The following is a 25,584-nucleotide window of genomic DNA, read 5'->3' as shown; positions in this document are numbered from 1 at the left end:
CGGCGCTTGCAAAGAAAATGCACTATATAGGCAGTATGCGATTTGATTTTTTTGCGGCAACGGGGAAACTAGGGCCGATAGTCGTGCAGCTACAGCGAGACCGTCTGTATGAGTGAGGAAACGCGATTGGGATCGGCACAGCCCGCACCGCTCGACGAACGGACGCGGGAGATCTTTCGCAGCATTGTGGAACTCTACCTCGATTCCGGCGATCCGGTTGGATCCCGGAACCTGTCGCGAGTCTTGCCGATGGCGCTTTCACCCGCCTCGGTGCGCAACGTGATGAGCGATCTCGAGGAGCTCGGCCTGATTTACGCGCCCCATATCAGCGCCGGCCGCCTGCCGACGCAGCAGGGTCTGCGCTTCTTCGTCGACGCCTTCATGGAGACAGGCAACCTTTCCACCGAAGAGCGCGACATGATCGAACGGCAGGTCAGCAGCATCGAGCGTGACCAGTCGGTCGAAACGCTGCTGACGGAGGCCAGCCAGATGCTGTCCGGCCTGTCGCGGGGCGCCGGCCTTGTCATCGCCAACAAGAGCGATGCGGTCATCAAGCATATCGAGTTCGTCCGGCTGGAGCCGACACGCGCCCTCGTCGTGCTTGTCGGCGGCAACGAACAGGTCGAGAACCGCATTATCGACTTACCTGCCGGTGTCACCGCCGCGCAATTGACCGAGGCCGCGAATTTCCTCAACGCCCACCTGGCCGGACACACGCTGGCCGAATTGCGCGGCGAACTGAAGCGGTTGAAGAACGAGGTCAGCCGCGAGCTGGATGCCCTGTCCCAGACGCTTGTTGAGCGCGGCGTCGCGGTATGGTCGGGCAGTGCCGAGGGACAGCCGGCACGCCTCATCGTGCGCGGCCGTGCCAATCTTCTCGACACCATATCCGATATGGAGGAGGTCGAAAGGCTGCGGCTTCTGTTCGACGATCTCGAGAAGAAGGACGGTCTGATCGAGCTTCTCGACCTGGCCGAGGAAGGCTCGGGCGTGCGCATCTTCATCGGTTCGGAAAACAAGCTGTTTTCGCTGTCCGGCTCGTCGCTGATCGTCGCGCCCTACCGCGACAGCGACGACCGCGTGGTCGGTGCCGTCGGCGTCATCGGCCCGACACGCCTCAATTATGCCCGCATCGTGCCGATGGTTGACTACACGGCCCAGATGGTCTCGCGAATGATCCGTTGAAATATGCGTTTGCGGCCTGTTGAGACGGAGCAATCCCTTGATTTTTTCCGTCGAAACCTCGATATGCGGTGCAACAAATCAAAACAGCGTGAAGGAAATGTCGCATCATGTCCGATGAGACAAGAAAAACGGGTTGGGGTGAGCAGCCCGGAGCGCAGCCCGCGGATCAGGCCGCAGCGGACGCGGCGGAGAAAGCTCAGGTCGATGGCACCGAAGCCCCGGACGACGCTGCCGCGGCGGCGGCGGAGCCTTCTCCCCTGGATCTGATCGCCGCGGAACGGGACGAGCTGAAGGACAAGTATCTGCGGCTCGCCGCCGAAATGGACAATCTGCGCCGCCGCACCGCGCGCGACGTCAAGGATGCGCGTTCCTATTCGGTATCCAATTTCGCCCGCGACATGCTTGCGGTCTCCGACGATCTCCGCCGCGCCCTGGACGCCATTCCCGCCGAGGCGCGCGAAACCGGCGATGCCGGGCTCAAGGCATTGATTGAGGGTGTCGAGTTGACCGAACGTTCGATGCTTTCGGCGCTTGAGCGTCACGGCGTCAAGCGGTTGTCGCCGCACGGGCAGAAATTCGATCCGAATTTCCATCAGGCGATGTTCGAGGTGCCCAATCCCGAGGTCCCCAACAACACGGTGGTCGAGGTCGTCCAGGACGGCTATGTCATCGGCGACCGTGTGCTGCGCCCCGCCATGGTGGGTGTCGCAAAGGGCGGCCCGAAGCAGGCGGCCGAAGCGCCGGCCGAAGAGGCCTCCGAAGACGCCGAATAGGCTTGCCGTCAGCCGCGCCGGCGATATGCTTGCGTTGTGACGATTCTGACTTTTCTCGACTATACCGGTGTCGCGGTCTTTGCCGCGACCGGTGCGCTCGCCGCCTCGCGCAAGCAGCTCGACATTATCGGTTTCCTGTTCTTTGCCTGCGCCACGGGCGTCGGCGGCGGCACGCTTCGCGACCTGGTTCTCGGCCTGACGCCGGTCTTCTGGGTGCGCGAGCATCTCTATCTTTTGATCTGCGTGGTCGTGGCGGTGCTGATCTTCTTCACCGCCCACCGGCTCGAATCGCGCTACCGCTGGCTCCTGTGGCTGGATGCGGCGGGCCTGGCGGTCTTTTCGGTCATGGGCGCCGTCATCGGCTTGTCGGCGACAGGTTCGCCCGTTGTCGCGGTTGTGACCGGCGTGCTCACGGCCACGTTCGGCGGCGTGCTGCGCGATCTCGTCTCCGGCGAGCCGACCGTGCTGATGCGCCGGGAAATCTACGTGACGGCCGCGCTACTCGGGGCGCTGGTCTTCGTGCTGGCCGTGCGCATCGGCCTTTCCGGCCCGCTGGGGTCGGTTCCGGCCTTCTTGGCCGCCTTCATCCTGCGCGGCGGCGCCATCCGCTACGGCTGGACGCTGCCGTCCTACCGCCATTCCCCCGGCAGGCCGCCGGACGAGATCTCCTGAAAGAAAATCGGTCTAACCCGCTAGTTCCGCCGCGATCAGACCGCTGTCGATGCCGGCCTGCTTCAGCGAGCGGTGCGGGCGCGGCCCGATCTGCTGGATGACGAGGCCTGCGGCAAGGCTGCCGAGATGGGCGCAGTCCTCCAGCGACCGACCGGTCGTGTAGCCGTGCAGGAAACCCGAGGCGTAAAGGTCTCCGGCGCCTGTCGTATCGACCAGTTCGGCGATCTCGATAGCGTTGACGGAGATCCGCTCGCCCTTGCGCGCGACGGTCGAACCGTGCTCGCTGCGTGTGACGATGGCGAGCTTGCAGTCGGCCTCCATGGCGTCGAGCGCCGTCTCCAGCGAGGCGGTCTGGTAAAGCGACATCGCCTCGTGCTCGTTGGAAAAGACGATATCGACCGTGCCGGAGCGCATCAGGTCGAGGAACTCGTCGCGGTAGCGGTCGACGCAGAACGGGTCCGACAGCGTCATCGACACCTCGCGGCCGTGGGCGTGGGCGATCTTCGCGCACTGGCGGATCGCCTCCTTGGCGCGCGGCGGATCCCACAGGTAACCCTCGAAATAGGTGACCTTCGAGGCCGCGACGATCTCCTCGTCGACATCCTCCGGGCCGAGTTCCACGCAGGCGCCGAGATAGGTGTTCATCGACCGTTCGCCGTCGGGCGTCACGAAAATCATCGAACGCGCCGTCGGCGGCGGGCCTTCAAGCCGCGAGGTGCGGAAGACGACGCCCTGCGCGGCGATGTCGTGCTCGTAGATATCGCCCAGCGCATCGCGCGCCACCTTGCCGAAGAACGCCGATCTGCCGCCGAAACTGGCGATCCCGGCCGCCGTGTTGCCGGCGCTGCCGCCGGATGCCTCCACCGCCGGGCCCATGCGGGAATAGAGCAGTTCGGCGCGCTCCGCGTCGATCAGGTTCATCGCCCCCTTGGTGATCTGGTTTTCGATGAGAAAGTCGTCCTCGCATCGCGCGATGATGTCGACAATGGCATTGCCGACGCAAAGAACGTCGAGTTCTTCCATGAGGCGTAAGGCTCCGGTGCGGTTCGTCCGCCGACCGTCCTAGACGGTTTCGGCGCCGATGAGAAGCGCCGGACGGTGGAAAAGGCTCACAGCAAAGGTTTTTCGACCGATGTTGCATGGAATTAATCCGATGGACTATTCGGTGACTTGACCACGCAAACGGCTGCGTTGGACTGAACTATTCAGACGCGGTGGCACGGTCCCATATCGCTTCAAATTCTCCTGCCGAAATTTCTGCCGCCAGGAATTCATCATCTGCATTAATTTCTTCGATCGACGGAAACGCCGATTCAGGCATGACATCGCGCCAGTTCGGACTTGCGAAACTGTACGCAAGCAGCCTTCCATCCCGGAATCGGCGGACACATCTTATCGACCACCTCGCCTTATCGAGCTCATCATAATAATCGCAGGGATCGTCGCCCGATGCAGTTTTCCAGACGACATGGCAATAGCTGGCAGGGACTCCTCTACCCATTTCAGACAGCAGCCGGCGTTCCTGTTCGTAATCAAATTCGCTCATTGCAGGCTGGCTCCCAGATCCAGGTCTCTATTGATCGTTCTGCGGCAGCCCGTCGGCGATTGCGTAGTAGTCGCCCTTGTCGGCCACGAAGATGTGCCGCTCCAGCGTTGTTCCCGTCGGGGTGTCGAAGGCGCCCATGGCGATCGCGGTCCAGTTATGCTTGTCGCGGTCGAGCGGGTCCCAGAAGAGCGACGAGCCGCAGACCTTGCAGAACCCCCGCCGCGCCTTGGTCGAGGAATACCAGGTGACGTATTCTTCACCGCGCACGGTGACGGCGTCGCGCGGAACATCGGTCGAGGCCTCGAAATGCCCCGAGTGCTTGCGGCATTGCCCGCAGTGGCAGGCACTCGGCCGCGGCAGGTCGCAATCGACCTCGAATGTCACTTTGCCGCACAGGCATGATCCCTTGTGCATGGTTGTTGGTCCCTTTCTCGGTATCCTTGCTTGTTCCCGCGACTGGTTTGCTCAGAAAACGCGTCAGCCACACGTATTGGTCGCATTTTCTACTCTTCAAACCGCTGATTTTAATGTCATTTTAACAAATCGCTTATTGTATCTAAACAACGTCAAACGCCTTCTTTAGCCGACTGAGGTGCCGATTTGTTTTTTGCCAGTAAGAGGATGCCAAATTACCGGCACTCGGAAGGTACGCGAGGTCAGTATTTCAGACGGCTGTGGGAGCTGATGCGCCACATCCGCGCCATGTCGTTGTATCACACCTACAGCCTGCTTTGGGACCGCAAGTTCGAGGGCATGGAGCAGATAGCGACCCGGGGAACAGTCTTTCCGGATCAGCTGTCTCCGGTCAACAGCGCCCACGCGAACCTCACTTATGAATACGGCCCGTCCCCAAGGCCGGTGGTGGAATGGCTGCTCAAGGCGCTCAAGGTCGATTTCAGCCAGTATTCCTTCGTGGATATCGGCTCAGGCCGCGGCCGCGTTCTTCTAACGGCGGCGACCAAGCCGTTCAAGCAAGTGCACGGTGTCGAGTTCTGCAGCGTCCTGCATGAACAGGCTTCAAGGAACATCGCCGGCTATCCCGGCGAGCGCCTGCAATGCCGGGACGTGCAGTCCATTTTGTGCGATGCCCTCGACTATGAAGTGCCCGAAGGCAATTGCGTCCTCTATTTCTTCAATCCCTTTGATGTCCAGCTGGTCGAGCGCGTGGTCACGAAGTTCCTCGACAGCGCCGCGCGGAACGGCAACCGCGTCATCGTCATCTACTACAATTCGAAAGTGCCCGAACTTCTTTCCGGGGACCGCCGGCTGGCTTTCCGGCCGTTGTCGAAATTGTGCCGGTTGCGGCTGAAGCTGTTCAGCCCGCATCCGGTTCAGGTCTACGAACGCGTCGTCGGCGAGGCCTGACGCTCACGCCGAACGACATTCAATCCTGTTGGGAATTGCCCTTTCGCGGGCCGATGATCTCAGCGACCGTTCCGTCGGGAAGCCGAAAGTGCTGCCAGGCGTTGCGTTCGTTCTGCTGGATTTCCGTCAGGAACTCTATTCCCTTTTCGACGAGCGCGGCGCGGCAGGCATCGAAATCCTCGACTTCGAATCCGATCACCGGCCCGGTGTCGAAGAACCGGTGAAAGTCATCGTCCGTACCGTAGATTTCGACGGCCGTCCCGTCGGCTGCAACGAATGAAACGGAAGCCTCCGACGCGTCTTCTTGCGATGCGCCGAGACAATCCCGAAAAACCGCCGCCACCTCATCGAGGCGGCTGGTCCTGATGCCGACAAATCCGATTTTCCTGATCATTGCAATGCGATTTCCCCGAGCGCCCGTGCCATGGCTGCGCTGGCATCTCCACTAAGGCACTCTGCAACAACAATATCGTGAAAGGCCTCGGAACCGGCGGAACGGCCCTCTCGTATATCCACCGCGATCGCCGCAACGATCGCATTGCCGAGGCGCAGCAACTCCGGGCGGATGACCTCCACGAGATCGGCGCCTTGCGCCGGGCGCGCTTCGCCGGACGACCAGCGTCCGATCCAGCAGGCCTGGATATGCTTCGCGGCATCGATCTGCGCCTGGAAGAAGGCGCGCGTCGTTTCCGGCACCAGCCCATGCTCGGCGGCGGCCTTCACCACCGCGTCGAGCACCACCGCCTCGCGCGCCAGATCCTCGACCGGAATGTCACGCTCCGCCTTGTAGATGGCGACGTCCTTCATCAGCGACAGGCGCTCGGCGATCAGCGGCGGCGCCGTCGCATCGGCGGCCGCGATGCCGGGAAGCAACAGGAAAAAAAGGAACGGGATAGCAGCCGGCCGTAGCATCATTTCATCCTTTCGGCACCATCGTGGAATGTTATCGCCTGCCGGCACTGAAGGAGCGGTCCGGCGTGCCCTTGAGGCACGCGATCGCCCAGGGAAACGCATCGATGACATAGTAGCCGTAGGACCCGTTCACGGTCATGCCGTTGCATTCGTCGAGATCGCCCTCGCCGGTGAACTCGTAGTCGGCGCGGTAGAGCCCGTCATAGGCGCCGCCCGGATTTCCGGCCCCGGAGGGGCGTTCGCCGCTGCGCAGGGCATATCCGGAAACCGCCTTGCGCACGGTCCCGTCCGCATCCTTGAAATAGGACCCGTAGACGGGAAACCCGTCGGCGGCAAAGCCGATCAGCGGCGAGCCGTCCGGTCCGGGATCGTCGTCGAACAGGGCCATCGGATTGCCGTGATAGTGATACCGCCCGTCGGGCTGGGTGTGGCCGTGGTGGTCGTCCTCGGCAAAGGTTGCCAGCGGCGACATGGGATCGATGAGCCAGGGATCGTTTGCCGCGCAGCCGGCCAGCACATTGCCGTTCCTGTCGGCGCGCCGACCGTCCGGGTTGTAGCAGCCGGCGGACAGGATATCGATGACGACGCCGTTTAACAGGATGGCTTCGTAGCGGCCGTGCGAAAGCGCGGTCGGGGCGCCCGCGGCCTTCGGCGAACGGGGGATATCGAAGCGCTTGCCGATGGCGGCAATGGGCGTCGCGAAGGGCCGCTTCGAGCCGCCGCCGAAGCTGTGGTTGGGAATGCCGTTGGAGGTGACGGTGCAGGCACCGTCTTCAACGGAAACGATGACCGCACCGGTAAAGGTGCGGTTCTGCTGAAGATCGTTCGCCTCCGAAATCGACGATTGCGCGTAATCGGCGCAATCCGGCGACGTGCCGGTCAGGATCACATCGGTCATGTCGACGCTGTCCGGGTCGCTCTCGACCGCTCTAAGGATTTCCTCGGCGTCCTGGGCAAGGCTCGCAGACGCCGAAAACAGGAAGACTGCGGCGGCTGTTGCAACGGCCATTGGCGTGGAATAACGCGGCATGTTCAATCGTCCCATTCTCATGATGCGTGAATTTCGAAGTATCTTTCACCCGATGGTTTAAATGTCACCCAACAAATTGCTTCAAATTCGAGACTGTCGACCCGGCGGGGTCCCGAAGGAGTGGCCTAGAGCCTTTTTTCAAGCGCCAGCATGTGGTCGACGAATTCGGTGCACATGGTCAGGATCCGGCCGTCGCGGTCATAGAACGCATTGGTCTGCCCGCAGGATTCGACCCGCACGACAACCGGGTTGCTGAGCGTGTAGTTGGCATTGAAATCCGCGACTTCGTCGGCAACGATTGCGTTGAGCACATCGGCATGGCGGCCCGATCCCGGAACAAAGACAAGCGTGTCCTTCTGCGCGCGGGACGACATTTCATCGAGAACCGATCCCCAGGCATCGGAAGCCTGTTCGTATTCCGTCGGGCACCAGTCGGCGCGTTCCGGCGGCAGGCCCAGGTCCTCGGCCAATGCGGCGCGGCGTTCCGGAGCGGCGCCGTAAAAGATGCAGACGTGGTTGTAGAAGCGTTGCTCGTCCGGCCCGTGCGTATCCCAATAGACAATTTCACTCATGCCCTGCGGATCATTCAGATAGCCGAGCGCTGCGTCGAAGGCGATCGCCTGCGCGTCCTCTTCCAGGAATGTCTCGTGGATCAGAAGTGCCGACAGGACATCGGCGGCATCCTCCTCCTGGCCGAAGATCGGCACATCTTCGGTATGGATGATCGCATGGCCCATCTCATGGTAGAACACGCCGATCATGTTGGCCTGGACGAAATCGAATTGGCCATCCGACATTTCCGAACGGGCCGGTCCGACAGCGAGTACGGACACGCAACAGAGGGCACCCAAAGTCAGCATTCGCATCCGGCGGCTTCCCGTATGACGGTGGAGCATTGGTGTTCGACTGACATAAGGGCGCCCCGGTGCAAATGCAATCGAATGTAAGACAATCCCGTGTGCATTGAACACGCCGTGCCAATGCCTATCTGAAAGCCATGCTCCACCGGAACACCGCCCATGATTGTTGAAGCCGCGCGTCTTGCCGGGCGCAACCTTTTTGCGCCGGAGACCCGATCCGCCTTCTGGAAGATCCTCGGCATCACCGTTTTGCTGCTGATCGGGCTGTGGACGGCCCTGCGCGGCCTGTTCGTCACCTACGCGATGCCCTGGCTGGACCAGCTCGTTCCCGGCATTCCCGAGTGGGCCGGCTGGCTGGGCATCGTCTTCGGTATCATCGCCAGCCTCGGTCTTGCCGTCGGCCTTGCGCTGCTGATCGCGCCGGTGACGGCGGTCGTCGCCGGCTTTTTCCTCGACGGGGTCGCCGAGATCATCGAGAACCGCGACTATCCCGCCGATCCGCCGGGCGAGTCCGTGCCGATCGGCCGCGCCATCGTCTACACGGCCAAGTTTCTGGGCGTCGTCATCGCCGGCAACATCGTCGCCGTGATCCTCTTGTTCGTTCCGGGCATCAACATCATCGCGTTCCTCCTGGTCAACGGCTACCTTTTCGGCCGCGAGTTCTTCGAATTCGCCGCCATGCGCTTCCGCAGCGAGGAGGAGGTGAGGCGCATGCGCTCCAGATATCGCGGGACGATCTTCGCCGCCGGCCTCGTCATCGCCGCGTTTTTGTCGATCCCGCTGGTCAACCTGCTGACGCCGCTCTTCGCCGCCGGCTTGATGGTGCACCTGCACAAGATGCTGGCCGCGAGGGATCCGGAATTCGCGCTGCGCTGACAAAAAACAAAAGGGAGGTTTCAGACATGCCTCTGCCCCACGAACGCCCGACCGACAGCGCCGTCGCGAAAGGGATCGCCGGGCAACTGGCTGCCGTCGTTCCGGTCATCGAAACGGAGCGGCTGCGGCTCAGGGCGCCTGCGATCGGCGATTTCCAGGCCTACGCGGAAATCGTCGAATCGGCCGCCGGCCGGTTCCTGCTCGACGAACCCGACCGCGAGGGTGCCTGGCACGACTTCGCGCAGATGACCGCCACGTGGATGCTGCAGGGCCATGGCGTGTGGACAGTCGAAAACAAGCGCACGGAGGAGCTCCTCGGTTTTGTGCTGATCGGCATGGAGCCGGGCGACCACGAGCCGGAACTCGGCTACATGTTCCGCGAAGGCGCGCAGGGCAGGGGCTTTGCGACGGAGGCGGCCCGCGCCGCGAAGGCTTACGCGTTCGAAACACTGCAACTGGAAACGCTGGTGAGCACGATCGACAAGGAAAACGCCCGCTCCTGCGCTCTGGCCGAGCGCCTCGGCGGCGTGCGCGACAAAAAGGCCGAGGCCGCCCACGGGAATGCGATCCTGGTCTACCGCTACCGGCATGAAACCGGTTAAATGGTCAACGCCGTATCGACGACGCGAAACCCCGAAATCCGCAGGAGAGAATCGATGGAGTGGCAGGCATATCTTGATCGTGAGCAAGACCGGTTTGTCGACGAGCTGATCGAACTGGTCCGGATACCGTCGATCTCCGCCAAGCCGGATCACGCGGCCGATGTCGTCGCGGCGGCCGAATGGGTCGCCGGCAAGCTGAAGAGCATCGGCATCGAGAACGTGTCGGTGATGCCGACCGACGGCCATCCGGTCGTCTACGGCGACTGGCTGCATGCACCCGAAGGCGCGCCGACGGTGATGATCTACGGCCATTTCGACGTCCAGCCCGCGGAGCCGCTCGATTTGTGGGAGAAGCCGCCCTTCGAGCCGGAAATCCGCGACGGCCTGATGTACGGGCGCGGTGCGTCGGACGACAAGGGCGGAATGATGGTGCCGATCGTCGCGGTCGAGGCGCTGCTTGCGACCACGGGCCGCCTGCCGGTCAACCTGAAGTTCTTCTTCGAGGGCCAGGAGGAGATTGCTTCGCCCGACCTTCCGCCTTTTGTGGAAGCGAACCGTGAGCGCCTCGCCGCGGATATGATCTTTTCCGCCGACGGGCTGCAATGGGACGAGAACACGCCGCAGCTGATCATGGGCCTGAAAGGCATCGTCTCGCTGGAAATCGTCGTCACCGGGCCCGACGCCGATCAGCATTCCGGCCTGCGCGGCGCCGGCATCGGTAATCCGGCCATGGGGCTCGCGCAAGTGCTGGCGACGCTGAAATCGCCCGACGGACGCGTCACCGTCGACGGCTTCTACGACGATGTCGTGCCGTTGTCGGAGGAGGACCGCCAGGCCATCGCCCGGGTTCCGTTCGATGAGGCAAAGTTCCTCGCCGAAACGGGCGCGCCGGCGGCGGTCGGCGAGCCCGGCTATTCGACGCCCGAAAGGCTCTGGGCTCGCCCGACGCTCGATGTGAACGGGCTGACGAGCGGATGGCAGGGCGCCGGCACCAAGACCATCGTTCCGGCAGAGGCCAGCGCCAAGGTCACCTGTCGCCTCGTCGCCGACCAGTCGCCGGAGCGCATCTTCGATCTGATCCGCGACCATGTGGAACGCGTCCTGCCGGACGGCCTGCGCGCCGAGGTGAGAAAGCTTCCGGGCCGCGGCGATCCGCTGCTCGTCCCCCACGGACACAACGCCACCGCCGCGGCTGCCGCCATTTTGGAGGAAGTTTACGGCAAGACGCCCTACCGGACCCGTGTCGGCGGCTCGATCCCGGTCATGAACACCCTCCTGGAGGTGCTCGGCGTACATCCGGTCATGTTCGGCTTCCAGCATGACGACGAGAGGATGCACTCGCCGAACGAGTTCTTCCGCCTGTCCGCCTTCCGGCGCGGCCAGACCGCCTATGCGCGGTTGCTGGAATCGCTCGCCGGCTGACGGCGTAACCCTATCCGAACGGCACCAGCGCCGCCGGCACGTCGCAGGTCTTTTCCTTCGATTTGCACAGGTCCGCGACGACGCAGGCCGGGCAGTCCGGCTTGCGCGCCTTGCACACATAGCGTCCGTGCAGGATCAGCCAGTGGTGGCCGTGCTGCAGATAGGGTTCGGGAATGGTGCGCAAGAGATTCTGCTCCACATCGTCGACGGTCTTGCCCGGCGCCAGCCGCATGCGGTTGGCGATCCTGAAAATGTGGGTGTCGACCGCCATGGTCGGCTGGCCGAAGGCCATGTTGAGCACCACATTGGCGGTCTTGCGGCCGACGCCCGGCAGTTTGGTGAGCGCGTCGCGGTCGGCCGGCACTTCGCCGTCATAATCCTCGATCAGCGCTTTCGACAGCGCGATGACGTTCTTTGCCTTGTTGCGGAAAAGACCGATCGTTCGGATATGCTCGCGGACCCTGTCCTCGCCGAGATCCAGCATCTTCTGCGGCGTGTCGGCGATGGCGAAGAGCGGCCGCGTCGCCTTGTTGACGCCGGCGTCCGTCGCCTGCGCCGAGAGCACCACCGCGACAAGCAGCGTATAGGGATTGACGTGCTCCAGCTCGCCCTTCGGTTCGGGCCGCTGGACCGAGAAACGACGGAAGATCTCGGCGATTTCATCCCTTGTATAGGCGCTTTTCGGCAGGCGCTTGCGCTTCGCGCCGGCCTTTTTCTTCGTACCGTTTCGTGATGTCGGGGCTGGGGAATTCGTTTTGGCCTTTTCCATGAACCCTCTATATTCTGTGGTCATGAGGGAACGCAATGCCATGCGTGGCGAGGGGCCGGAAAACGAGGAAAACGACAAGGCGGCCCGCACCAATGAAGCGCCGGTTTTCGAGGCGCTGCTGACGCCCCACCGCTCGCTCGGGCGTATCGGATTCGTCGTGCTGATGTGCATCATGACGGTTGCGACGATCGTCCACGGCATCGTCTTCGCGATCGCCGGCGCGTGGCCGATATTCGTCTTCCTTGTCCTGGACCTCATTCTTGTCTTCGGCGCCTTCTGGCTGAATTACCGCGCCGGGCGTGCCCGCGAGATCGTCAGCGTCTCGCGCACCGATCTCTCGGTCTCCAAGATCGCCCCGTCCGGACGCACCCGCAATTACCGATTCAACCCGTTCTGGGCACGGTTCCACGTCGCGCGCCACGACGAGGCCGGCATCACCGGCATGCGCATCACCGGGGAGGGCCGCTCGACCGATATCGGCTCGTTCCTGAACCCGGACGACCGCGAGTCCTTCGCCGAGGCGTTTTCGCTGGCGCTTGCGTCGGTTCAGAGGCGATAGACATTCGCACACGATCGGCGCAAGAAACGGGTGGCGCGAGCCCCTCCGGCGTGCTTGTCTGGGCCGAAGCAACAACGACGCACCCGCTCATGAATATCGACCAGACCCGCGAAATCAAAGAGGCCCGGACCGATCCCGACTACGAGACCGTCCGCCATGCACTGGAGCTGATCGCCACGCGCTACCGCAGCCAGCCCTCGCTGGAGGAGGTCGCCGGCGCACTCGGCCAGTCCCCGACGCAGCTGCAGAAGACCTTCACCCGGTGGTCGGGCCTCAGCCCCAAGAGCTTCCTGCAGGCCGTCACGCTCGACCGCGCCAAGAAACTCCTGTCGCAGGAGGGCCTGCCGCTGCTCGATGCCAGCTACGAGCTGGGCCTTTCAGGCCCCGGACGCCTGCACGACCTGTTCGTCACCCACGAGGCCGTGTCACCGGGCATCTGGAAGGCCAAGGGAGAGGGTCTGGTCATCCGCTACGGTTTCCACCCCTGCCCCTTCGGCATTGCACTGATCATGGCGACCGACCGCGGCCTTGCTGGTATCGCCTTTTGCGATCCTGGCGGCGAGCGCGACGCGCTGGACGACATGTGCGCCCGCTGGCCCCGCGCCCGCTATGTCAGCGAGCCGTCGGCCACGGGCCCGCTCGCCGAGCGGTGCTTCGATCCGGCGCGCTGGAATGCCTCGCAGCCGCTGCGCGTCGTGCTGATCGGCACCGATTTCCAGATCCGCGTCTGGGAAGCGCTATTGGAAATTCCGCTGGGTGCGGCGATGACCTACGCGTCGATCGCCGGAAGAATCGGAAAACCGTCGGCGCCGCGGGCGGTCGGCGCGGCTGTCGGGCGCAACCCGATTTCCTTCGTCGTGCCCTGCCATCGCGCGCTCGGAAGCACCGGCGCGCTCACCGGCTACCATTGGGGCGTCACCCGAAAGCGGGCCATGCTCGGCTGGGAGGCCGGGCACCTGGTCTAGACTTCACCGTGCTTTATATGGATCAGAATTGCGCCGGCTCGAAGCCGCCACCGAAGCTCTGCGGTGCCGGATCGACGACAATCGCCTCGCCTTCCTGGATCTGGTAGACCGCAAGCCCGCGCTGCGTCTCGCCGTCATTCATGAAGCGGAAGATGCCGGTGACGCCGCGGAAGCCGGCCGGCCGTTCAAGGTTCTGCCGCGACAGGGCCGCCGGATTGCCGGTCGAAATCAGGTCGGCGACCAGCGTCACCGCATCGTAGCCAAGGCCGGCATTGACCGACGGCTCCGCCTGGAAGCGTTCCTTGTATTGCACTTTGAAGGCCTCGAAGCCGGTCTGGTCCATATCGGCGAAGATGGCGCCCTGCAGATAGGCCGACGACAGCTTCGACGAGCGCCACTGGCCGGTGCCGATCAGCCGCTTGTCGCGCAGCTTGACGCCCTCGGCCTGCAGCACACGGGCGATCGCGGCCGGCGAGGTGCCGCCGTCCGGGATGAAGATCGCGTCGGACTGCTCCACCGCCGGCAACACCTGCTGCACCGCGGCAACGACCGATTCATTGTTGTACTCGTAGCGCGACACCCCGTTGAGAACGCCGCCGCGCTGCTGCAGCGTGGCGCGCAACTGCCGTTCCACCAGCGTGCCATAGGCGCCCTGCGGCAGGATCGCCGTGAAGGATGTCAGGCCGATGCCGGTGGCATAGGCCACCGTCCGGTCGACCACCTGGTTGGGCAGGAAGGACATCAGGAAGACACCGCCCGAGGCCGCCGACGGGTCGGACGAGAAGGCGATCATGATGCGGTTCTGCGGTCGTGCGACCGAGGCGGCCGAGGTCACGCTGCCGGAAAACACCGGGCCGAGGATGATGGCCGATCCCTCGCGCACCGCTTCTTCGGTGCGCGCTATGGCGCCGGCCGCCGTGCCGCCGGTGTCCTTGATGACCAGCTCCATCGCCTGCTGGCCGCGTGCTTCAATGGCAAGCTCGGCGGCGTTTCGGTACTCGGCGGCGATGGCCGCGCCGTTCCCGGGCGCGGTCTTGGGCAGAAGCAATGCCACCCGCACCGTTCCGGTTCCCAGCACCTCGCCGACGGCCGGGCCGGTCTTGATGGGCAGGCTTTCCGGGACCGCGGGCTCAACCGCCGTGTTGCCCCCGCGCGAAAATCCGTAGTCGACCGCCTGGCAGCCGGAAAGGACAAGGCCCGCGGAGAAAAGCGCCAGCATGGCCGGTCGGCGAATGAGTGAGCGCAGAGTGTTTTTCATTTGTGGTCCCGGCCGCGTGTGTGGCATTTGCCCGTGGGGCAAGATGCGTACATATTGCCTAAACACCCGCAGGTAAAGATCAAGGCGAAGGCGGTGCATCTCACAGGATAATCGGAATCCGATCCGTTTACCTAGAGCAAATCTGATCCGGTTTTTGCTCTGACGCGCGTTCGGATAAACGGGGTTTTATGCAGGGATCATTTCAAATCGGCGCACATGCGATACCGGCCGGGCCTCTGGAGCCGGCGCTCTATCTGGTGGCGACGCCGATCGGCAATCTCGCCGACATCACGCTGCGTGCCCTGCAGGTTCTCGCCTCCGCCGACATCCTGGCCTGCGAGGACACGCGGGTCACGAGGACGCTGCTGTCGCGCTATGCGATCGCGAACCGACCGGTCGCATACCATGAACACAATGCGGCGCGCGCCGGCCCGAAACTTGTCGCCGCCCTGAAGGAGGGCAAAAGCGTCGCGCTGGTCTCCGATGCCGGAACGCCGCTTGTCTCCGACCCGGGCTACCGGCTCGTCGAGCTGGCGCTTGAAGACGGGATAACGGTCATCCCCGTTCCGGGTGCTTCGGCGCCGCTGGCGGCGCTCGTGGCATCGGGGCTGCCGAGCGACAGTTTCCATTTCGCCGGTTTCCTGCCCGCCAGGGACAAGGCGCGCCGCGACCGTCTCGATTCGCTGAAGGACGTGCCGGCAACGCTCGTCCTTTTCGAATCGCCGCGCCGCCTGGCCGCGGCGCTCGCGGCTGCCGCCGACGTGCTGGGCGCCGGGCGCTCCGCCGCCGTCTGCCGTGAACTCACCAAGGCTTTCGAGGAGATCCGCCGCGCGCCGCTCGGCGAACTGGCGCGGCACTATGCGCAGGCCGATACGGTCAAGGGCGAGATCGTGCTTGTCATCGGCCCGCCCGCCGATGAGCCCGCCAGCCCGGAGGATGCGGACGCGCTGCTTCTGGAGTTGCTGAAATCGCATGCGCCCGGCAAGGCCGCGACGGAAGCCGCCCAGCGCACCGGCCTGCCGCGCAAGGCACTTTACCAGCGCCTCCTGAGCATGAAGGACGCAGCACCTTGACCCGCGGCCCGCTTCACGGCGGCGCTGAGCGTCGGCGCGCCTATCGCCGCGGCCACATCGCCGAATGGCTCGCCGCGGTTGCACTGATGGCCAAGGGCTACCGCATCGTCGCGCGCCGCTTCAGGACCCGGGCCGGGGAGGTGGACCTGATTGCCCGCAAGGGCGACCTCGTGGCCCTTGTCGAGGTCAAGGCCCGCGCCAGCGAGCAGGCGGCCATCGACGCGGTGACAGGAACCGCAGCAAGGCGTATCGCCGCGGCCGGAGACATCTGGCTGTCGCGCCAGCGCGATGCCGCAAGGCTCTCCGTCCGCCGTGACATCATCGCCGTTCTTCCGCGCCGCTGGCCGAGACATTTTCCGGACGCGTTCTAGATCCGCCTGGCCCAATACTCCGCGTCATGGCCTGACGGACGGTCCGGTGACCTGTTTTCAGAATCATCCTTACATCTTACGCGGTGAGCGTATAGACGCGCCAATTTCAAGTGTTTGACAGGCGCTTTGTATTTGTTGAAATACCAAGTATTGAAAAACACAAGCAGAACTGGCTAAAATACTGGAAGAAAGCACAGGGAGAGAGGAGCTTCTGCTTGAGAGGCAACGTTTAGCCTCGGCGCAGAGCTGGAGAGTGGGGGATTTAACCTGCAGACCGGTCAACCTGATCTGTTGAGGCCGTTCCCCGAGTAAAGAAGTATCAATGTCTCATAGTTTGTTGGTGAAATCGCCGGGCGCGACGGCGCGCCGTGCCGCCGGGCCGCAAGAGCCGAAGAAAAGGGCCCTGAAGGTCTATCTGATCAACCTCGATCGAAGCGCCGACCGCCTGCGTTGGTTTGTCGGTGCGACACGCAGGCTCGATTTCGATCTTGTCCGGATTCCGGCCGTTGACGGATCCCTATTGCCGGAATCGAAGGTCGCCGAGTACGCCGGCAGGGCCAGCGGGGAATTCGGACTGACGAGGGGCGACATCGGCTGCTTCCTCAGCCACCGCAATGCCTGGAGACTGATCGCCGAAGCGCCGGATCGCTGGGCGTTCGTCGCAGAGGACGATGCGCATTTCTCGGACGATAGCGCTCGGTTTTTTCAAAGCGACGACTGGCTGCCGGACGATGCCGATATCGTGAAAGCCGAAACCGTGTTCCAGAATGTCCGTTTGTCCGGTCAAAGGAGGCGGGTGTACGAGCATTATTTGTCGCGCATGCGTTCCAGTCACGTCGGCACCGGCGGTTACTTCATCAGCCGCGACTGCGCCCGCTATCTTCTGGACAGGACCGACGGCCTGATGGAACCGGTGGACCAGCTCTTGTTCAATCCGCGACTGGACCTGTTCAAAACGCTGCGGATCTATCAGATCGAACCGGCGCTCTGCGTCCAGGATTTCAATCTGCGCGACGGGCGGAAGGTCGGTTTCGAGACGACCATAATGGACTGGAGCCGGCACACGTGGACGAATCCAAAGCGGCGCGGCATTGCAAAAATCAGGCACGAGGCCTGTCGCCCGTTTGTACGCCTCTTTCGTTTTAGCATGCGTGTTGCAGGTTTTCATCGCGTCGGGGTGGTCGAATTCGGCTTCGATGACCGGAAAACAGTGCGTGTGGAGGCCGTTCGTCCGCGCCGCGCTCAGCAACACGCCGCGGTATGATCGCCGCGGCGGCGCGACGCGCATTGCGCCGGATTCCATCCATGCCTGCATAAAAAAACCGCCGGACGGGCTGTCCGGCGGTTTCGAATGTTGTCGGCTTGATGGAGCCGGTCAGTACGGGCAGTTCTCGTCGGACGTATAGTCGTGGACGGAGATCTTGCCGGCAATGATGTCGGCCTTTGCCTGCTCGACCGCGTCGCGCATGTCCTGATCGACGAGCTTGGCGTTGTTGTCGTCCATGGCGTAGTCGACGCCGTTCTCGGCAAGGCCGAGGACATTGAAGCCGTAGGTGAATTTACCTTCCTTGGCATCGTCGAACGCGTTGTAGACGGCAACGTCGACGCGCTTGAGCATCGAGGTCAGGACCGCGCCCGGCTGCAGGCCGTTCTGGTTGGAGTCGACGCCGATGCCGAGCTTGCCTTCGTCGGCAGCCGCCTGCAGGACGCCGATGCCGGTGCCGCCGGCGGCAGCGTAGACGACGTCCGAACCCTGGGCGATCTGCGACTTGGCGATTTCGCCGCCCTTGACCGGGTCGTTCCAGGCGTCCGGCGTGGTGCCGGTCATCGCCTCAAGAACCGTCGCATCCGGGTTTGTCGCCTTGACGCCACCTGCATAGCCGCACGCGAACTTGCGGATCAGCGGAATGTCCATGCCGCCGATAAAGCTCACCGTGCCCGATTCCGAGGCCTTTGCGGCCATCACGCCGACCAGATAGGAGCCTTCCTGCTCCTTGTAGACAATCGAACGCACATTCGGCAGGTCAACGACCATGTCGATGATGGCGAAATCGGTGTCGGGATGTTCGGCCGCAACCTTCTCAAGCGCTGCAGCCCAGGAGAAACCGGCCATGACAATCGGGTTGTTGCCGTCACGGGCGAATTTACGCAGCGCCTGCTCGCGCTGGGCGTCGTTCTGGATCTCGAAGTCGCGGTATTCGATGCCGGTATCGGCCTTGAACTTCTCCGCGCCGTTATAGGCCGACTCGTTGAAGGATTTGTCGAACTTGCCCCCCAGATCGTAGATGATCGCCGGTTTGATATCCGCAGCCAGCGCGGTTGCCGACATCGCAGCCATAGCGAGAATGCTGAGTAGTGTACGCTTCATATTCACCAACCCTGTGTTTTGTTTCGTTTTTTTCCTTTTCGCCGCGTCCAGGATGCGGCTTCCTCAAAGCCTCTTGAGCCGGTTTCCGGCAAGGCTTGCGCATATCCTTACATGGCTTCCTGTAAAGATCACGCGAAAAATGAACCGTTTGATCAACAATTTCAATGGATTTGTCGGCTTATGCTTTACGGCGCGAGCCGGTGCGGAACCTAGGGTGCGGAGCAGGCCACGCCCGTGCCCCGGACGCCGCAATAGCCGTTCGGGTTCTTGGCCAGATATTGCTGGTGATAGTCCTCGGCGAAGTAGAATGGTCCCGCCGGCGCGATTTCCGTGGTGATCGACCGGTCGAAACCGGCGTCGCGCAGCGATTTCTGGTACTGCCGGCGGCTTTCTTCGGCATGTGCGGCCTGCGTCTCGCCGACCGTGTAGATCGCCGAGCGGTAGGTGGTGCCGACATCGTTGCCCTGGCGCATACCCTGTGTCGGGTCGTGTCCCTCCCAGAAGATTTTCAGCAGGTCGTCATAGCTGACCTTTTGCGGATCGTAGACGACGAGCACCGTCTCTGCGTGGCCGGTCATGCCGGTGACCGTTTCCTCGTAGGTCGGGTTCGGCGTCTGGCCGCCCGCATAGCCGGCGGCGGTCACATAGACGCCGTCGCGCTGCCAGAAGAGCCGCTCGACGCCCCAGAAGCAGCCCATGGCGAAATAGGCGGTTTCCATGCCCTCCGGATAGGGTTCCTTGAGCGGATGGCCGTTGACGAAATGATGGCTTGCCGTCTCCAGCGGCGCCTCCCGGCCGGGCAGCGCCTCGGCCGCGGACGGCATCTGGGTCTTCTTGGAAAACGGATTGAGGCTGATCATGGCAGAACTCCGCGTTATCGCTCTAACGGGCCGCGAACCGGCCGGCGGGCCGCGGCTTTCGCCAGGCGATGAGGTAGAAGAACAAGGCCAGGACAATAAACACCGCCCAGGTCGGCTGCAACAGGATCCACTGCACCACCGGGTCCCAGATATAGGGGTGCAGATTGCGCTGGATCACCGCCTGGGCGAGATTGAGCGTATCCGGGCTGATCGAATACCACGAGGCGCCCAGCGGCGTGATCACCACCTCGGAGGCGGCAACGGAACGGATCGTGTCGACGACGGCGCTGATAACGGCGACGATCAGCGCCAGGAGGCTGATGGCGCGAAGAAGAAAACGCATTTCTGCTTTGACTCCTATCCCCTTCTTTTTCTTTTTAAGGACCCCCGGAATGCCGGAGCGCCACCGGCCCTTACCCCCATGAATAGCGCATGAAATGCTCACGGGGAAATCAACTGCTTGAAATAATGATTGAGGCTCTGGAAAACTTTGCCTGGCCGATTGGCCTTTGGGCCGGCAAACCGGTATTTTTTCTGCGTTTATCTGTCACGCAAGCGTCAGATTCCGGTTGATCCTTGAGGCGTCTTGACTATAGTGCGCGCCGGTTCGCCCGTCTGCATCGCGCTGGCGGTCGGATCCTTTCGCGGAGAGGTGGCCGAGTGGTCGAAGGCGCACGCCTGGAAAGTGTGTAGGCGGTGATACCGTCTCGAGGGTTCGAATCCCTCTCTCTCCGCCATTCTCATGCTTGCAAAAATGATGCATCACCCGTGAACGGGCGCGAGCCGGCTTGAACCCTGACGGACCTTTCGGCCCTGCCGGATCCTCGAGGACTTCGAGAATTGTGAATTTGGAACGGCGACCTATGGACATGGCGAATCTCCTAAATGGTGACACCGCACAGGTCAGAAAGTTCCATAGCCTCGATCGAATGGTGCAAAATGCAATCCAGCCGTGTATCGTCCGGCGAGCATTTCGAGTTTTCGAATTAACGGATTTTCTGATGAAGCGATTTTCGACACTTGCGGCAGTTGCCGCACTTTCGGCAGGATGCGTACAAACGCCGGAATCTATAGCGCCTGCCTATGTCTCATTGACCGAGTACCGGGACCTGTCGTGCTCTGAGCTGCGGCGCGAGTCGAGACACCTGGACCAGGCGTTGGCCGAAGCAACGCCGCGGCAGAAAACCGCCGCCAGCAACGATGTTGCCGCCCTGATCATTATCGGCGCGCCGATCTCAAAGGCGTCAGGCAAGGACCTCAGCGAGCAGATCGCCGATATCAAGGGCCGGCAGAAAACCTTGAAGCAAACGCAAATCCAGAAGGGCTGTTGAACAGCGTCCGGGGTTCTCGGCGTGGCAACGATTTGGCGCCGGTATTCGGTCATGTGACAGTCTCAGTCGGTGTACGCAAATTGCTGCCACGGCGGTCGACTGAAAGACAAAAAGAAAGAAATGAAGATCTATTGATAAAAGAAAGCTCTTAAAAAACAAAATATTATGCGAATTCAGCGGTTTCCTCTCGCCGCCATTTCTTTGCTATCAGCGTATAAAATCTCAGCTTTTTTTTGGAGTTTCAGGCTCCCTGGCTTGGTACATTTCACTTGTGCGTCCGCTTCTCGCTGCCCGAAGCGGGTCGCAAGGTTACAGATTCTTCACGGTCGGCTATTTTGACAATGCAAACAGGAAACTGAATCATGAACCAATCCGACCTGCCGTCCCATATTCGGACCCTGCCGATCTGGCAGGGTAAGATAACGGTCAAAGAGCTGGCAGGGGGGATTACCAATGTGAATTACCTGGTGGAGGACGCCGCCGGCAAATATGTGGTGCGCGTCGGCCGTGACATTCCATTGCACCACGTGATGCGCTTCAACGAACTGGCCGCCGCGCGCGCCGCCCATGCGGCGGGACTTTCCCCTGCCGTGGTCCACGCCTCGGACAATCTGATCGTGCTGGAGTTCGTCGAAAGCCGCACGCTGAGTGAAGAGGACATCCGCGATCCGGATATGCTGGTCCGTGTGCTCGACCTTGTGAAGGCCTACCACAGGGAGATGCCGAAGAATTTGCGTGGACCCGCCCTGGCATTCTGGGTGTTCCATGTTATCCGGGACTACGGCGCGACCCTGGAGATACTGGGCTCGGACCACGCCGCGCTCATACCCGAATTCGTTCAGGCTGCAGACATGCTGGAACGGGCGGCCGGACCCTTTGACATCGTCTTCGGCCACAATGATCTGCTCAGCGGCAATTTCCTTGACGACGGGCGGCGGCTGTGGCTGATCGATTTCGACTATGCCGGCTTCAATAGCCCGCTGTTCGACCTGGGTGGCTTTGCCTCCAACAACGGCCTCAGTGCAGCTCAGGAAAACTGGATGCTCGAGACCTATTTCGAAGCGCCGGTCACCGATGAATTGCGGCACCGTTACAGCGCGATGAAATGCGCTTCGCTGCTGCGCGAGACGATGTGGAGCATGGTCTCCGAGATGACGTCCGATATCGATTTCGATTATGCGGCCTACACATCGGAAAACCTCGCGCGATATCGCGCAGCCCATGAAGAATTCCTGCTGAGCTGAGCGCCGACATGACCAAAATTCCATCGACCGCGAAGGCTGTAATCATCGGTGGCGGCATCGTCGGATGCTCAACCGCCTATCACCTGGCAAAGCTTGGCCTGACCGATACGGTGCTGCTGGAACGCAAGAAACTGACCTCGGGCACGACCTTCCACGCGGCGGGCCTGGTCGGGCAGTTGCGCGCCAACGCAAACATCACGCAACTGTTGGGATATTCCGTGGATCTCTACAATAGAATAGAGGAGGAAACGGGTCTCGGAACCGGCTGGAAGATGAATGGCGGCCTGCGGCTGGCCTGCAGCGAGGAGCGCTGGATCGAGGTGAAACGCCAAGCGACCACCGGGCACAGCTTCGGTCTGGAAATGGAATTGCTGACGCCCAAGGAGGCTCAAGAGCTGTGGCCGCTCATGGATGTCTCCGATGTGATTGGCGCCGCCTTTCTGCCAACCGACGGGCAGGCAAACCCTTCGGATATCACCCAGGCACTGGCCAGGGGCGCGCGTATGGCCGGCGCCAAAATCTTCGAAGACACAAAGGTCACGGATATCGAGATCGACGATGGCAGGATCCGCGCCGTCATCACCGAACACGGCCGCATCGAATGCGAAAAGGTGATCTGTTGCGCCGGCCAGTGGACGCGCGACTTTGCCAAACGGTTCGGTGTGAACGTGCCGCTGGTGTCCCTGGAGCACCAGTACATGGTGACCGAGCCGATCGACGGCGTCTTGCCGAACCTTCCGACCCTGCGCGACCCGGACCGGTTGACCTACTACAAGGAGGAAGTCGGCGGCCTCGTCATGGGCGGCTATGAGCCAAACCCGGTCCCCTGGGCTGTCGATGGCATTCCGCAAGGCTTCCACCACACGCTGCTGGACAGCAATTTCGACCATTTCGAGCAGCTGATGGAGTTGGCTCTCGGCCGTGTTCCGGCTCTGGAGAATGCGGGCATAAAGACGCTGACCAACGGCCCGGAGAGTTTCACGCCGGACGGCAATTTCATTATCGGCGAGGCACCGGAGCTCGACAACTTCTTCATCGGCGCGGGCTTCAACGCCTTCGGCATCGCGGCAGGCGGCGGAGCGGGAATGGCCCTGGCGGAATGGGTGCACAAGGGCGAGCCGCCCTTCGATCTTTGGGCTGCGGATATACGCCGTTTCGGCCGCCCGCATTTCGACACCGATTGGGTTCGCAAGCGAACCGTCGAGGCGTATGGCAAGCACTACACCATCGCCTGGCCGCATGGGGAACATGATTCCGGCCGTCCCCTCCGTAAATCGCCGCTTTACGACACGCTGGCCGCGCAAGGGGCCTGTTTTGGCGAAAAACTGGGATGGGAGCGCCCGAACTGGTTCGCGGACGCGTCCGGCGGAGAGGTGCCGAAGGACGAGTACAGCTTCGATCGACAGAACTGGTTCGAGGCCGTGGGACGCGAGCACAGTGCGGCCCGGGAAGCCGCGGTGTTGTTCGATCAGACCTCCTTCGCCAAATTTGCATTGAAGGGGCCGGACGCGGCAGCGGCGATGAACTGGATTTGCGCCAATGATGTCGACAGGCCGACCGGCACGCTGGTGTACACGCAAATGCTGAATGACAGGGGCGGCATTGAATGCGATCTTACGGTCGGCCGCGTCGCACGCAACGAGTTCTACATCGTTACCGGAACCGGATTTGCAACGCGCGACTTCGGCTGGATCAGCGGCAACCTGCCGGACGGTGCAAATTGCCAGCTCCATGACATCACGTCTTCCCGCGCGGTGTTGTCGCTGATGGGCCCCAGGGCGCGGGCAATCCTGGAGAAGGTTACGCGCGACGACGTTTCAAACGAAGGGTTCGGGTTCGGCACCATTCGCACCATCGCAATAGCAGGGTGCCCGGTCCGGGCACTGCGGGTGACCTATGTGGGCGAATTGGGATGGGAACTGCATCTGCCGGTCGAATACGCGCAAACCGTCTACAGCGCGTTGATGGAGGCCGGTGCCGGTCACGGGCTGATAAACGCGGGCTATCGCGCCATTGAATCCTTGCGGCTGGAAAAAGGCTATCTGGCCTGGGGTGCCGATATCGGGCCGGATCATACGCCGCTCGAAGCCGGACTGGGCTGGGCCGTGAAGCTGAACAGGAATATCGACTTCAAGGGACGTACCGCGGCGGAAGCGCAGAGGGCCAATGGCGTCAAGAAACTGCTCGCCTGTTTCACCGTCGATCCGGCGATCGTGCTTTTGGGCCGCGAAACGATCTATCGCGACGGCGAGCGCGTCGGCTGGCTGAGCTCCGGCGGCTATGGATATACAGTCGGAAAGTCGATCGGCTACGGCTATGTGCGAAACCCCGAAGGCGTCGATGCAAACTATGTGAACGCCGGTACCTATGAACTGGAGGTCGCGACTCAGCGCGTGCCGTGCGAGGTAACACTTCTTCCGCTGTACGATCCGAAGGCGGAGAGGGTGAAAGCATAGACTCGCAATCCCGATCCCGAAGGCCGCTCCCGCAGCTCAGTCCGGATCGCTTCCCCGCAGGAGCCGGGTCATTTGGTAGAGGGCGACCGGAATGGATGCGTGCTTGAACATCGAGACCGCCTTTCTCATGCGCAGCAACCGTATCCTTGCATCGCGGATATCCATCTCGATGAAAAGCGGCGTAAGCCGCGGTGCCTCGCCGGTCGGCGCTGAGACCACTGAGAACGACCGGTGGATCGCGATCGACTGGCGCCTGCCGGGGAGGTCGGGTGCGACGGCGCGGAACTCGACACCGGCCGGCATGGAAAACAGCCGCCGGACATCATCAGCCGTTTTGCGCGGCTCGACACAGAAATCAATGAGACTGCTTTTTCGGTAACTGCCGGAGCCCTCGACCTGGGGGACGGCCTCAAGCGCACCTTGAAGGTAGGACTGCAGCTCCGCTCTCGCGATTTCGGCGGCGGCCAGGGCGAGCCGGTAGATCCAGACGTTGAAATTCTCCCCCGGCGCCATCGGCAGCTTGCGCTGGGCGATGATGTCGCCCGTATCGATCCCGCTGTCGAGGCGGTGGACGGTGATGCCGCCATAATTGTTCACCTCGCCGTCGACCAGCAGGCTGAAGGTCGGCTTCGGCCCCTTGTAGAAAGGCAGCAGGGCGGGATGCACATTGACCGCCCGTTTGCCGAATTGGTCGAGCATCCAGTCCGGAACGATCTGATGGGTCATCAGCGTGATCAGGGTGTCCGCGCCTGTCGCCGACAGCAGATCGCTCGTTTCCGGCCGGTTCTTCAACGGCCCGTTGCGGACCACAGGAATGGCGTGGCGCCTGATCTGCTCCTCGAGGGTGGGCACGGCGCTTGCCAGGGAAAGGAGCTTCTGGGAGGAATCCGAAGCGAGCGATTTCTCGTCCTTTGTCCAGAACGCCGCGATCGTGTTCCCGCATGCGAGCCAGGCGTCGACGAATGCGGAACTGATGAGGTTGTTTTCCGCGATGATCAAGGCATGGAACCTGTCCGGTGCATCAGCCAATTTCGTCTCCAGCGCAGTCCGCGGGTCGCACCATGGATGGCCGGCAAAGGGTGCGTCG

General features: G+C 62.4%; 28 protein-coding genes and 1 tRNA gene. 16 read left to right on the top strand and 13 right to left on the bottom strand.

Annotated elements, in window-relative coordinates; translation table 11 throughout:
• The first annotated feature begins 108 nt into the window (after positions 1 to 108).
• The 3 genes from hrcA (at position 109) to E4M07_RS08325 (ending at position 2,630) form a co-directional block, all read left to right on the top strand.
• Positions 109 to 1,185 (top strand): heat-inducible transcriptional repressor HrcA, encoded by a 1,077-nt coding sequence (gene hrcA / locus E4M07_RS08335; protein WP_136657852.1) that lies wholly within the window; start codon positions 109 to 111, stop codon positions 1,183 to 1,185.
• Between the two features lie 107 nt (positions 1,186 to 1,292).
• Positions 1,293 to 1,958: a nucleotide exchange factor GrpE gene (grpE, locus tag E4M07_RS08330; protein ID WP_136657851.1), complete on the top strand. Its 666-nt coding sequence runs from the start codon at positions 1,293 to 1,295 to the stop codon at positions 1,956 to 1,958.
• 36 nt (positions 1,959 to 1,994) lie between these two features.
• Positions 1,995 to 2,630 (top strand): trimeric intracellular cation channel family protein, encoded by a 636-nt coding sequence (locus tag E4M07_RS08325; protein WP_136657850.1) that lies wholly within the window; start codon positions 1,995 to 1,997, stop codon positions 2,628 to 2,630.
• Positions 2,631 to 2,642: 12 nt separating this feature from the next.
• Here the strand turns inward: E4M07_RS08325 and E4M07_RS08320 are convergent, their stop codons facing one another.
• The 3 genes from E4M07_RS08320 to E4M07_RS08310 form a co-directional block, all read right to left on the bottom strand.
• A complete protein-coding gene (locus tag E4M07_RS08320; protein WP_136657849.1) occupies positions 2,643 to 3,653 on the bottom strand; it encodes an adenosine kinase in 1,011 nt (336 codons plus the stop codon).
• 178 nt (positions 3,654 to 3,831) lie between these two features.
• Positions 3,832 to 4,176 carry a hypothetical protein gene (locus E4M07_RS08315; protein WP_136657848.1) on the bottom strand — a complete coding sequence of 115 codons (345 nt, stop codon included), beginning with the start codon at positions 4,174 to 4,176 and terminating at the stop codon, positions 3,832 to 3,834.
• A 27-nt stretch (positions 4,177 to 4,203) separates the two neighbouring features.
• Positions 4,204 to 4,590 carry a GFA family protein gene (locus E4M07_RS08310; protein ID WP_136657847.1) on the bottom strand — a complete coding sequence of 129 codons (387 nt, stop codon included), beginning with the start codon at positions 4,588 to 4,590 and terminating at the stop codon, positions 4,204 to 4,206.
• Positions 4,591 to 4,860: 270 nt separating this feature from the next.
• Between E4M07_RS08310 and E4M07_RS08305 the strand changes: the two genes are divergently transcribed.
• Complete coding sequence (locus tag E4M07_RS08305) at positions 4,861 to 5,541, top strand: class I SAM-dependent methyltransferase (protein WP_136657846.1); 681 nt, start codon at positions 4,861 to 4,863, stop codon at positions 5,539 to 5,541.
• 19 nt (positions 5,542 to 5,560) lie between these two features.
• Here the strand turns inward: E4M07_RS08305 and E4M07_RS08300 are convergent, their stop codons facing one another.
• From E4M07_RS08300 to E4M07_RS08285, 4 genes are all read right to left on the bottom strand, one after another.
• Complete coding sequence (locus E4M07_RS08300; protein WP_136657845.1) at positions 5,561 to 5,935, bottom strand: VOC family protein; 375 nt, start codon at positions 5,933 to 5,935, stop codon at positions 5,561 to 5,563.
• Complete coding sequence (aroQ, locus tag E4M07_RS08295) at positions 5,932 to 6,456, bottom strand: gamma subclass chorismate mutase AroQ (RefSeq protein ID WP_169054135.1); 525 nt, start codon at positions 6,454 to 6,456, stop codon at positions 5,932 to 5,934. The genes E4M07_RS08300 and aroQ overlap by 4 nt, the downstream gene beginning before the upstream one ends.
• Positions 6,457 to 6,484: 28 nt before the next feature.
• On the bottom strand, positions 6,485 to 7,483 hold the full coding sequence (locus tag E4M07_RS08290; RefSeq protein ID WP_136657843.1) for a YHYH protein: 999 nt from the start codon (positions 7,481 to 7,483) through the stop codon (positions 6,485 to 6,487).
• Between the two features lie 125 nt (positions 7,484 to 7,608).
• Positions 7,609 to 8,280: a DUF4344 domain-containing metallopeptidase gene (locus E4M07_RS08285; protein WP_169054134.1), complete on the bottom strand. Its 672-nt coding sequence runs from the start codon at positions 8,278 to 8,280 to the stop codon at positions 7,609 to 7,611.
• A gap of 222 nt (positions 8,281 to 8,502) precedes the next feature.
• Between E4M07_RS08285 and E4M07_RS08280 the strand changes: the two genes are divergently transcribed.
• Genes E4M07_RS08280 through E4M07_RS08270 form a run of 3 tightly spaced genes read left to right on the top strand, consistent with a single transcriptional unit; the run spans position 8,503 to position 11,243 of the window.
• Positions 8,503 to 9,219, top strand: coding sequence for a sulfate transporter family protein (locus E4M07_RS08280; protein ID WP_136657841.1), 717 nt, complete (start codon positions 8,503 to 8,505; stop codon positions 9,217 to 9,219).
• A 26-nt stretch (positions 9,220 to 9,245) separates the two neighbouring features.
• Positions 9,246 to 9,821 carry a GNAT family N-acetyltransferase gene (locus tag E4M07_RS08275; protein WP_136657840.1) on the top strand — a complete coding sequence of 192 codons (576 nt, stop codon included), beginning with the start codon at positions 9,246 to 9,248 and terminating at the stop codon, positions 9,819 to 9,821.
• Between the two features lie 54 nt (positions 9,822 to 9,875).
• Entirely contained in the window at positions 9,876 to 11,243 is a 1,368-nt protein-coding gene (locus E4M07_RS08270; RefSeq protein ID WP_136657839.1) for a dipeptidase, read from the top strand.
• Positions 11,244 to 11,253: 10 nt separating this feature from the next.
• Here the strand turns inward: E4M07_RS08270 and nth are convergent, their stop codons facing one another.
• The gene (gene nth / locus E4M07_RS08265) at positions 11,254 to 12,012 is read right to left on the bottom strand and encodes an endonuclease III (protein WP_136657838.1); all 759 of its coding nucleotides are present in this window, start codon (positions 12,010 to 12,012) and stop codon (positions 11,254 to 11,256) included.
• 40 nt (positions 12,013 to 12,052) lie between these two features.
• Here nth and E4M07_RS08260 point away from each other — a divergent pair, with 40 nt between their 5' ends.
• Positions 12,053 to 12,571, top strand: coding sequence for a DUF2244 domain-containing protein (locus E4M07_RS08260; protein WP_246660426.1), 519 nt, complete (start codon positions 12,053 to 12,055; stop codon positions 12,569 to 12,571).
• A gap of 89 nt (positions 12,572 to 12,660) precedes the next feature.
• On the top strand, positions 12,661 to 13,536 hold the full coding sequence (locus E4M07_RS08255) for a methylated-DNA--[protein]-cysteine S-methyltransferase (RefSeq protein ID WP_136657836.1): 876 nt from the start codon (positions 12,661 to 12,663) through the stop codon (positions 13,534 to 13,536).
• A 22-nt stretch (positions 13,537 to 13,558) separates the two neighbouring features.
• On the opposite strand, the gene E4M07_RS08250 is transcribed toward E4M07_RS08255, so the two are convergent.
• The gene (locus E4M07_RS08250) at positions 13,559 to 14,794 is read right to left on the bottom strand and encodes a penicillin-binding protein activator (protein WP_169054132.1); all 1,236 of its coding nucleotides are present in this window, start codon (positions 14,792 to 14,794) and stop codon (positions 13,559 to 13,561) included.
• Positions 14,795 to 14,982: 188 nt separating this feature from the next.
• Here E4M07_RS08250 and rsmI point away from each other — a divergent pair, with 188 nt between their 5' ends.
• The 3 genes from rsmI (at position 14,983) to E4M07_RS08235 (ending at position 17,502) form a co-directional block, all read left to right on the top strand.
• Positions 14,983 to 15,867, top strand: a complete 885-nt coding sequence (rsmI, locus tag E4M07_RS08245) for a 16S rRNA (cytidine(1402)-2'-O)-methyltransferase (RefSeq protein ID WP_136657834.1) — start codon at positions 14,983 to 14,985, stop codon at positions 15,865 to 15,867.
• Positions 15,864 to 16,238, top strand: a complete 375-nt coding sequence (locus E4M07_RS08240; protein ID WP_136657833.1) for a YraN family protein — start codon at positions 15,864 to 15,866, stop codon at positions 16,236 to 16,238. The genes rsmI and E4M07_RS08240 overlap by 4 nt, the downstream gene beginning before the upstream one ends.
• 322 nt (positions 16,239 to 16,560) lie before the next feature.
• Positions 16,561 to 17,502, top strand: a complete 942-nt coding sequence (locus E4M07_RS08235; protein WP_136657832.1) for a glycosyltransferase family 25 protein — start codon at positions 16,561 to 16,563, stop codon at positions 17,500 to 17,502.
• A gap of 111 nt (positions 17,503 to 17,613) precedes the next feature.
• Here the strand turns inward: E4M07_RS08235 and E4M07_RS08230 are convergent, their stop codons facing one another.
• The 3 genes from E4M07_RS08230 to E4M07_RS08220 form a co-directional block, all read right to left on the bottom strand.
• Positions 17,614 to 18,606 (bottom strand): BMP family ABC transporter substrate-binding protein, encoded by a 993-nt coding sequence (locus tag E4M07_RS08230; RefSeq protein ID WP_136657831.1) that lies wholly within the window; start codon positions 18,604 to 18,606, stop codon positions 17,614 to 17,616.
• Positions 18,607 to 18,815: 209 nt separating this feature from the next.
• A complete protein-coding gene (gene msrA, locus E4M07_RS08225) occupies positions 18,816 to 19,466 on the bottom strand; it encodes a peptide-methionine (S)-S-oxide reductase MsrA (RefSeq protein ID WP_136657830.1) in 651 nt (216 codons plus the stop codon).
• 22 nt (positions 19,467 to 19,488) lie between these two features.
• Entirely contained in the window at positions 19,489 to 19,809 is a 321-nt protein-coding gene (locus E4M07_RS08220; RefSeq protein WP_136657829.1) for a hypothetical protein, read from the bottom strand.
• Between the two features lie 303 nt (positions 19,810 to 20,112).
• Here E4M07_RS08220 and E4M07_RS08215 point away from each other — a divergent pair.
• From E4M07_RS08215 to E4M07_RS08200, 4 genes are all read left to right on the top strand, one after another.
• Positions 20,113 to 20,203 (top strand) — tRNA-Ser (locus tag E4M07_RS08215).
• Positions 20,204 to 20,329: 126 nt separating this feature from the next.
• Positions 20,330 to 20,797 (top strand): hypothetical protein, encoded by a 468-nt coding sequence (locus E4M07_RS08210; RefSeq protein WP_136657828.1) that lies wholly within the window; start codon positions 20,330 to 20,332, stop codon positions 20,795 to 20,797.
• A 362-nt stretch (positions 20,798 to 21,159) separates the two neighbouring features.
• The gene (locus E4M07_RS08205; RefSeq protein WP_136657827.1) at positions 21,160 to 22,041 is read left to right on the top strand and encodes a choline kinase family protein; all 882 of its coding nucleotides are present in this window, start codon (positions 21,160 to 21,162) and stop codon (positions 22,039 to 22,041) included.
• A gap of 8 nt (positions 22,042 to 22,049) precedes the next feature.
• Entirely contained in the window at positions 22,050 to 24,497 is a 2,448-nt protein-coding gene (locus E4M07_RS08200) for an FAD-dependent oxidoreductase (protein ID WP_136657826.1), read from the top strand.
• 36 nt (positions 24,498 to 24,533) lie between these two features.
• Here E4M07_RS08200 and E4M07_RS08195 read toward each other — a convergent pair whose 3' ends face one another.
• A complete protein-coding gene (locus E4M07_RS08195; protein WP_169054131.1) occupies positions 24,534 to 25,526 on the bottom strand; it encodes a formyltransferase family protein in 993 nt (330 codons plus the stop codon).
• Positions 25,527 to 25,584: the final 58 nt, after the last annotated feature.

Source organism: Nitratireductor sp. XY-223 (assembly GCF_004959855.1).
Lineage (GTDB): Bacteria > Pseudomonadota > Alphaproteobacteria > Rhizobiales > Rhizobiaceae > Hoeflea_A.
The sequence above is the reverse complement of the archived record's forward strand: the minus strand, read 5'-3'. Positions and strand labels throughout refer to the sequence as shown.

Bases quoted from the DNA above. Each gene is read 5' to 3' on its own strand.
- hrcA (WP_136657852.1), top strand. From the start codon at position 109: ATGAGTGAGGAAACGCGATTGGGATCGGCACAGCCCGCACCGCTCGAC.
- grpE (WP_136657851.1), top strand. From the start codon at position 1,293: ATGTCCGATGAGACAAGAAAAACGGGTTGGGGTGAGCAGCCCGGAGCG.
- E4M07_RS08320 (WP_136657849.1), bottom strand. From the start codon at position 3,653: ATGGAAGAACTCGACGTTCTTTGCGTCGGCAATGCCATTGTCGACATC.
- E4M07_RS08315 (WP_136657848.1), bottom strand. From the start codon at position 4,176: ATGAGCGAATTTGATTACGAACAGGAACGCCGGCTGCTGTCTGAAATG.
- E4M07_RS08310 (WP_136657847.1), bottom strand. From the start codon at position 4,590: ATGCACAAGGGATCATGCCTGTGCGGCAAAGTGACATTCGAGGTCGAT.
- E4M07_RS08305 (WP_136657846.1), top strand. From the start codon at position 4,861: ATGCGCCACATCCGCGCCATGTCGTTGTATCACACCTACAGCCTGCTT.
- E4M07_RS08300 (WP_136657845.1), bottom strand. From the start codon at position 5,935: ATGATCAGGAAAATCGGATTTGTCGGCATCAGGACCAGCCGCCTCGAT.
- aroQ (WP_169054135.1), bottom strand. From the start codon at position 6,456: ATGATGCTACGGCCGGCTGCTATCCCGTTCCTTTTTTTCCTGTTGCTT.
- E4M07_RS08290 (WP_136657843.1), bottom strand. From the start codon at position 7,483: ATGCCGCGTTATTCCACGCCAATGGCCGTTGCAACAGCCGCCGCAGTC.
- E4M07_RS08285 (WP_169054134.1), bottom strand. From the start codon at position 8,280: ATGTCGGATGGCCAATTCGATTTCGTCCAGGCCAACATGATCGGCGTG.
- E4M07_RS08280 (WP_136657841.1), top strand. From the start codon at position 8,503: ATGATTGTTGAAGCCGCGCGTCTTGCCGGGCGCAACCTTTTTGCGCCG.
- E4M07_RS08275 (WP_136657840.1), top strand. From the start codon at position 9,246: ATGCCTCTGCCCCACGAACGCCCGACCGACAGCGCCGTCGCGAAAGGG.
- E4M07_RS08270 (WP_136657839.1), top strand. From the start codon at position 9,876: ATGGAGTGGCAGGCATATCTTGATCGTGAGCAAGACCGGTTTGTCGAC.
- nth (WP_136657838.1), bottom strand. From the start codon at position 12,012: ATGGAAAAGGCCAAAACGAATTCCCCAGCCCCGACATCACGAAACGGT.
- E4M07_RS08260 (WP_246660426.1), top strand. From the start codon at position 12,053: ATGCGTGGCGAGGGGCCGGAAAACGAGGAAAACGACAAGGCGGCCCGC.
- E4M07_RS08255 (WP_136657836.1), top strand. From the start codon at position 12,661: ATGAATATCGACCAGACCCGCGAAATCAAAGAGGCCCGGACCGATCCC.
- E4M07_RS08250 (WP_169054132.1), bottom strand. From the start codon at position 14,794: ATGAAAAACACTCTGCGCTCACTCATTCGCCGACCGGCCATGCTGGCG.
- rsmI (WP_136657834.1), top strand. From the start codon at position 14,983: ATGCAGGGATCATTTCAAATCGGCGCACATGCGATACCGGCCGGGCCT.
- E4M07_RS08235 (WP_136657832.1), top strand. From the start codon at position 16,561: ATGTCTCATAGTTTGTTGGTGAAATCGCCGGGCGCGACGGCGCGCCGT.
- E4M07_RS08230 (WP_136657831.1), bottom strand. From the start codon at position 18,606: ATGAAGCGTACACTACTCAGCATTCTCGCTATGGCTGCGATGTCGGCA.
- msrA (WP_136657830.1), bottom strand. From the start codon at position 19,466: ATGATCAGCCTCAATCCGTTTTCCAAGAAGACCCAGATGCCGTCCGCG.
- E4M07_RS08220 (WP_136657829.1), bottom strand. From the start codon at position 19,809: ATGCGTTTTCTTCTTCGCGCCATCAGCCTCCTGGCGCTGATCGTCGCC.
- E4M07_RS08210 (WP_136657828.1), top strand. From the start codon at position 20,330: ATGGACATGGCGAATCTCCTAAATGGTGACACCGCACAGGTCAGAAAG.
- E4M07_RS08205 (WP_136657827.1), top strand. From the start codon at position 21,160: ATGAACCAATCCGACCTGCCGTCCCATATTCGGACCCTGCCGATCTGG.
- E4M07_RS08200 (WP_136657826.1), top strand. From the start codon at position 22,050: ATGACCAAAATTCCATCGACCGCGAAGGCTGTAATCATCGGTGGCGGC.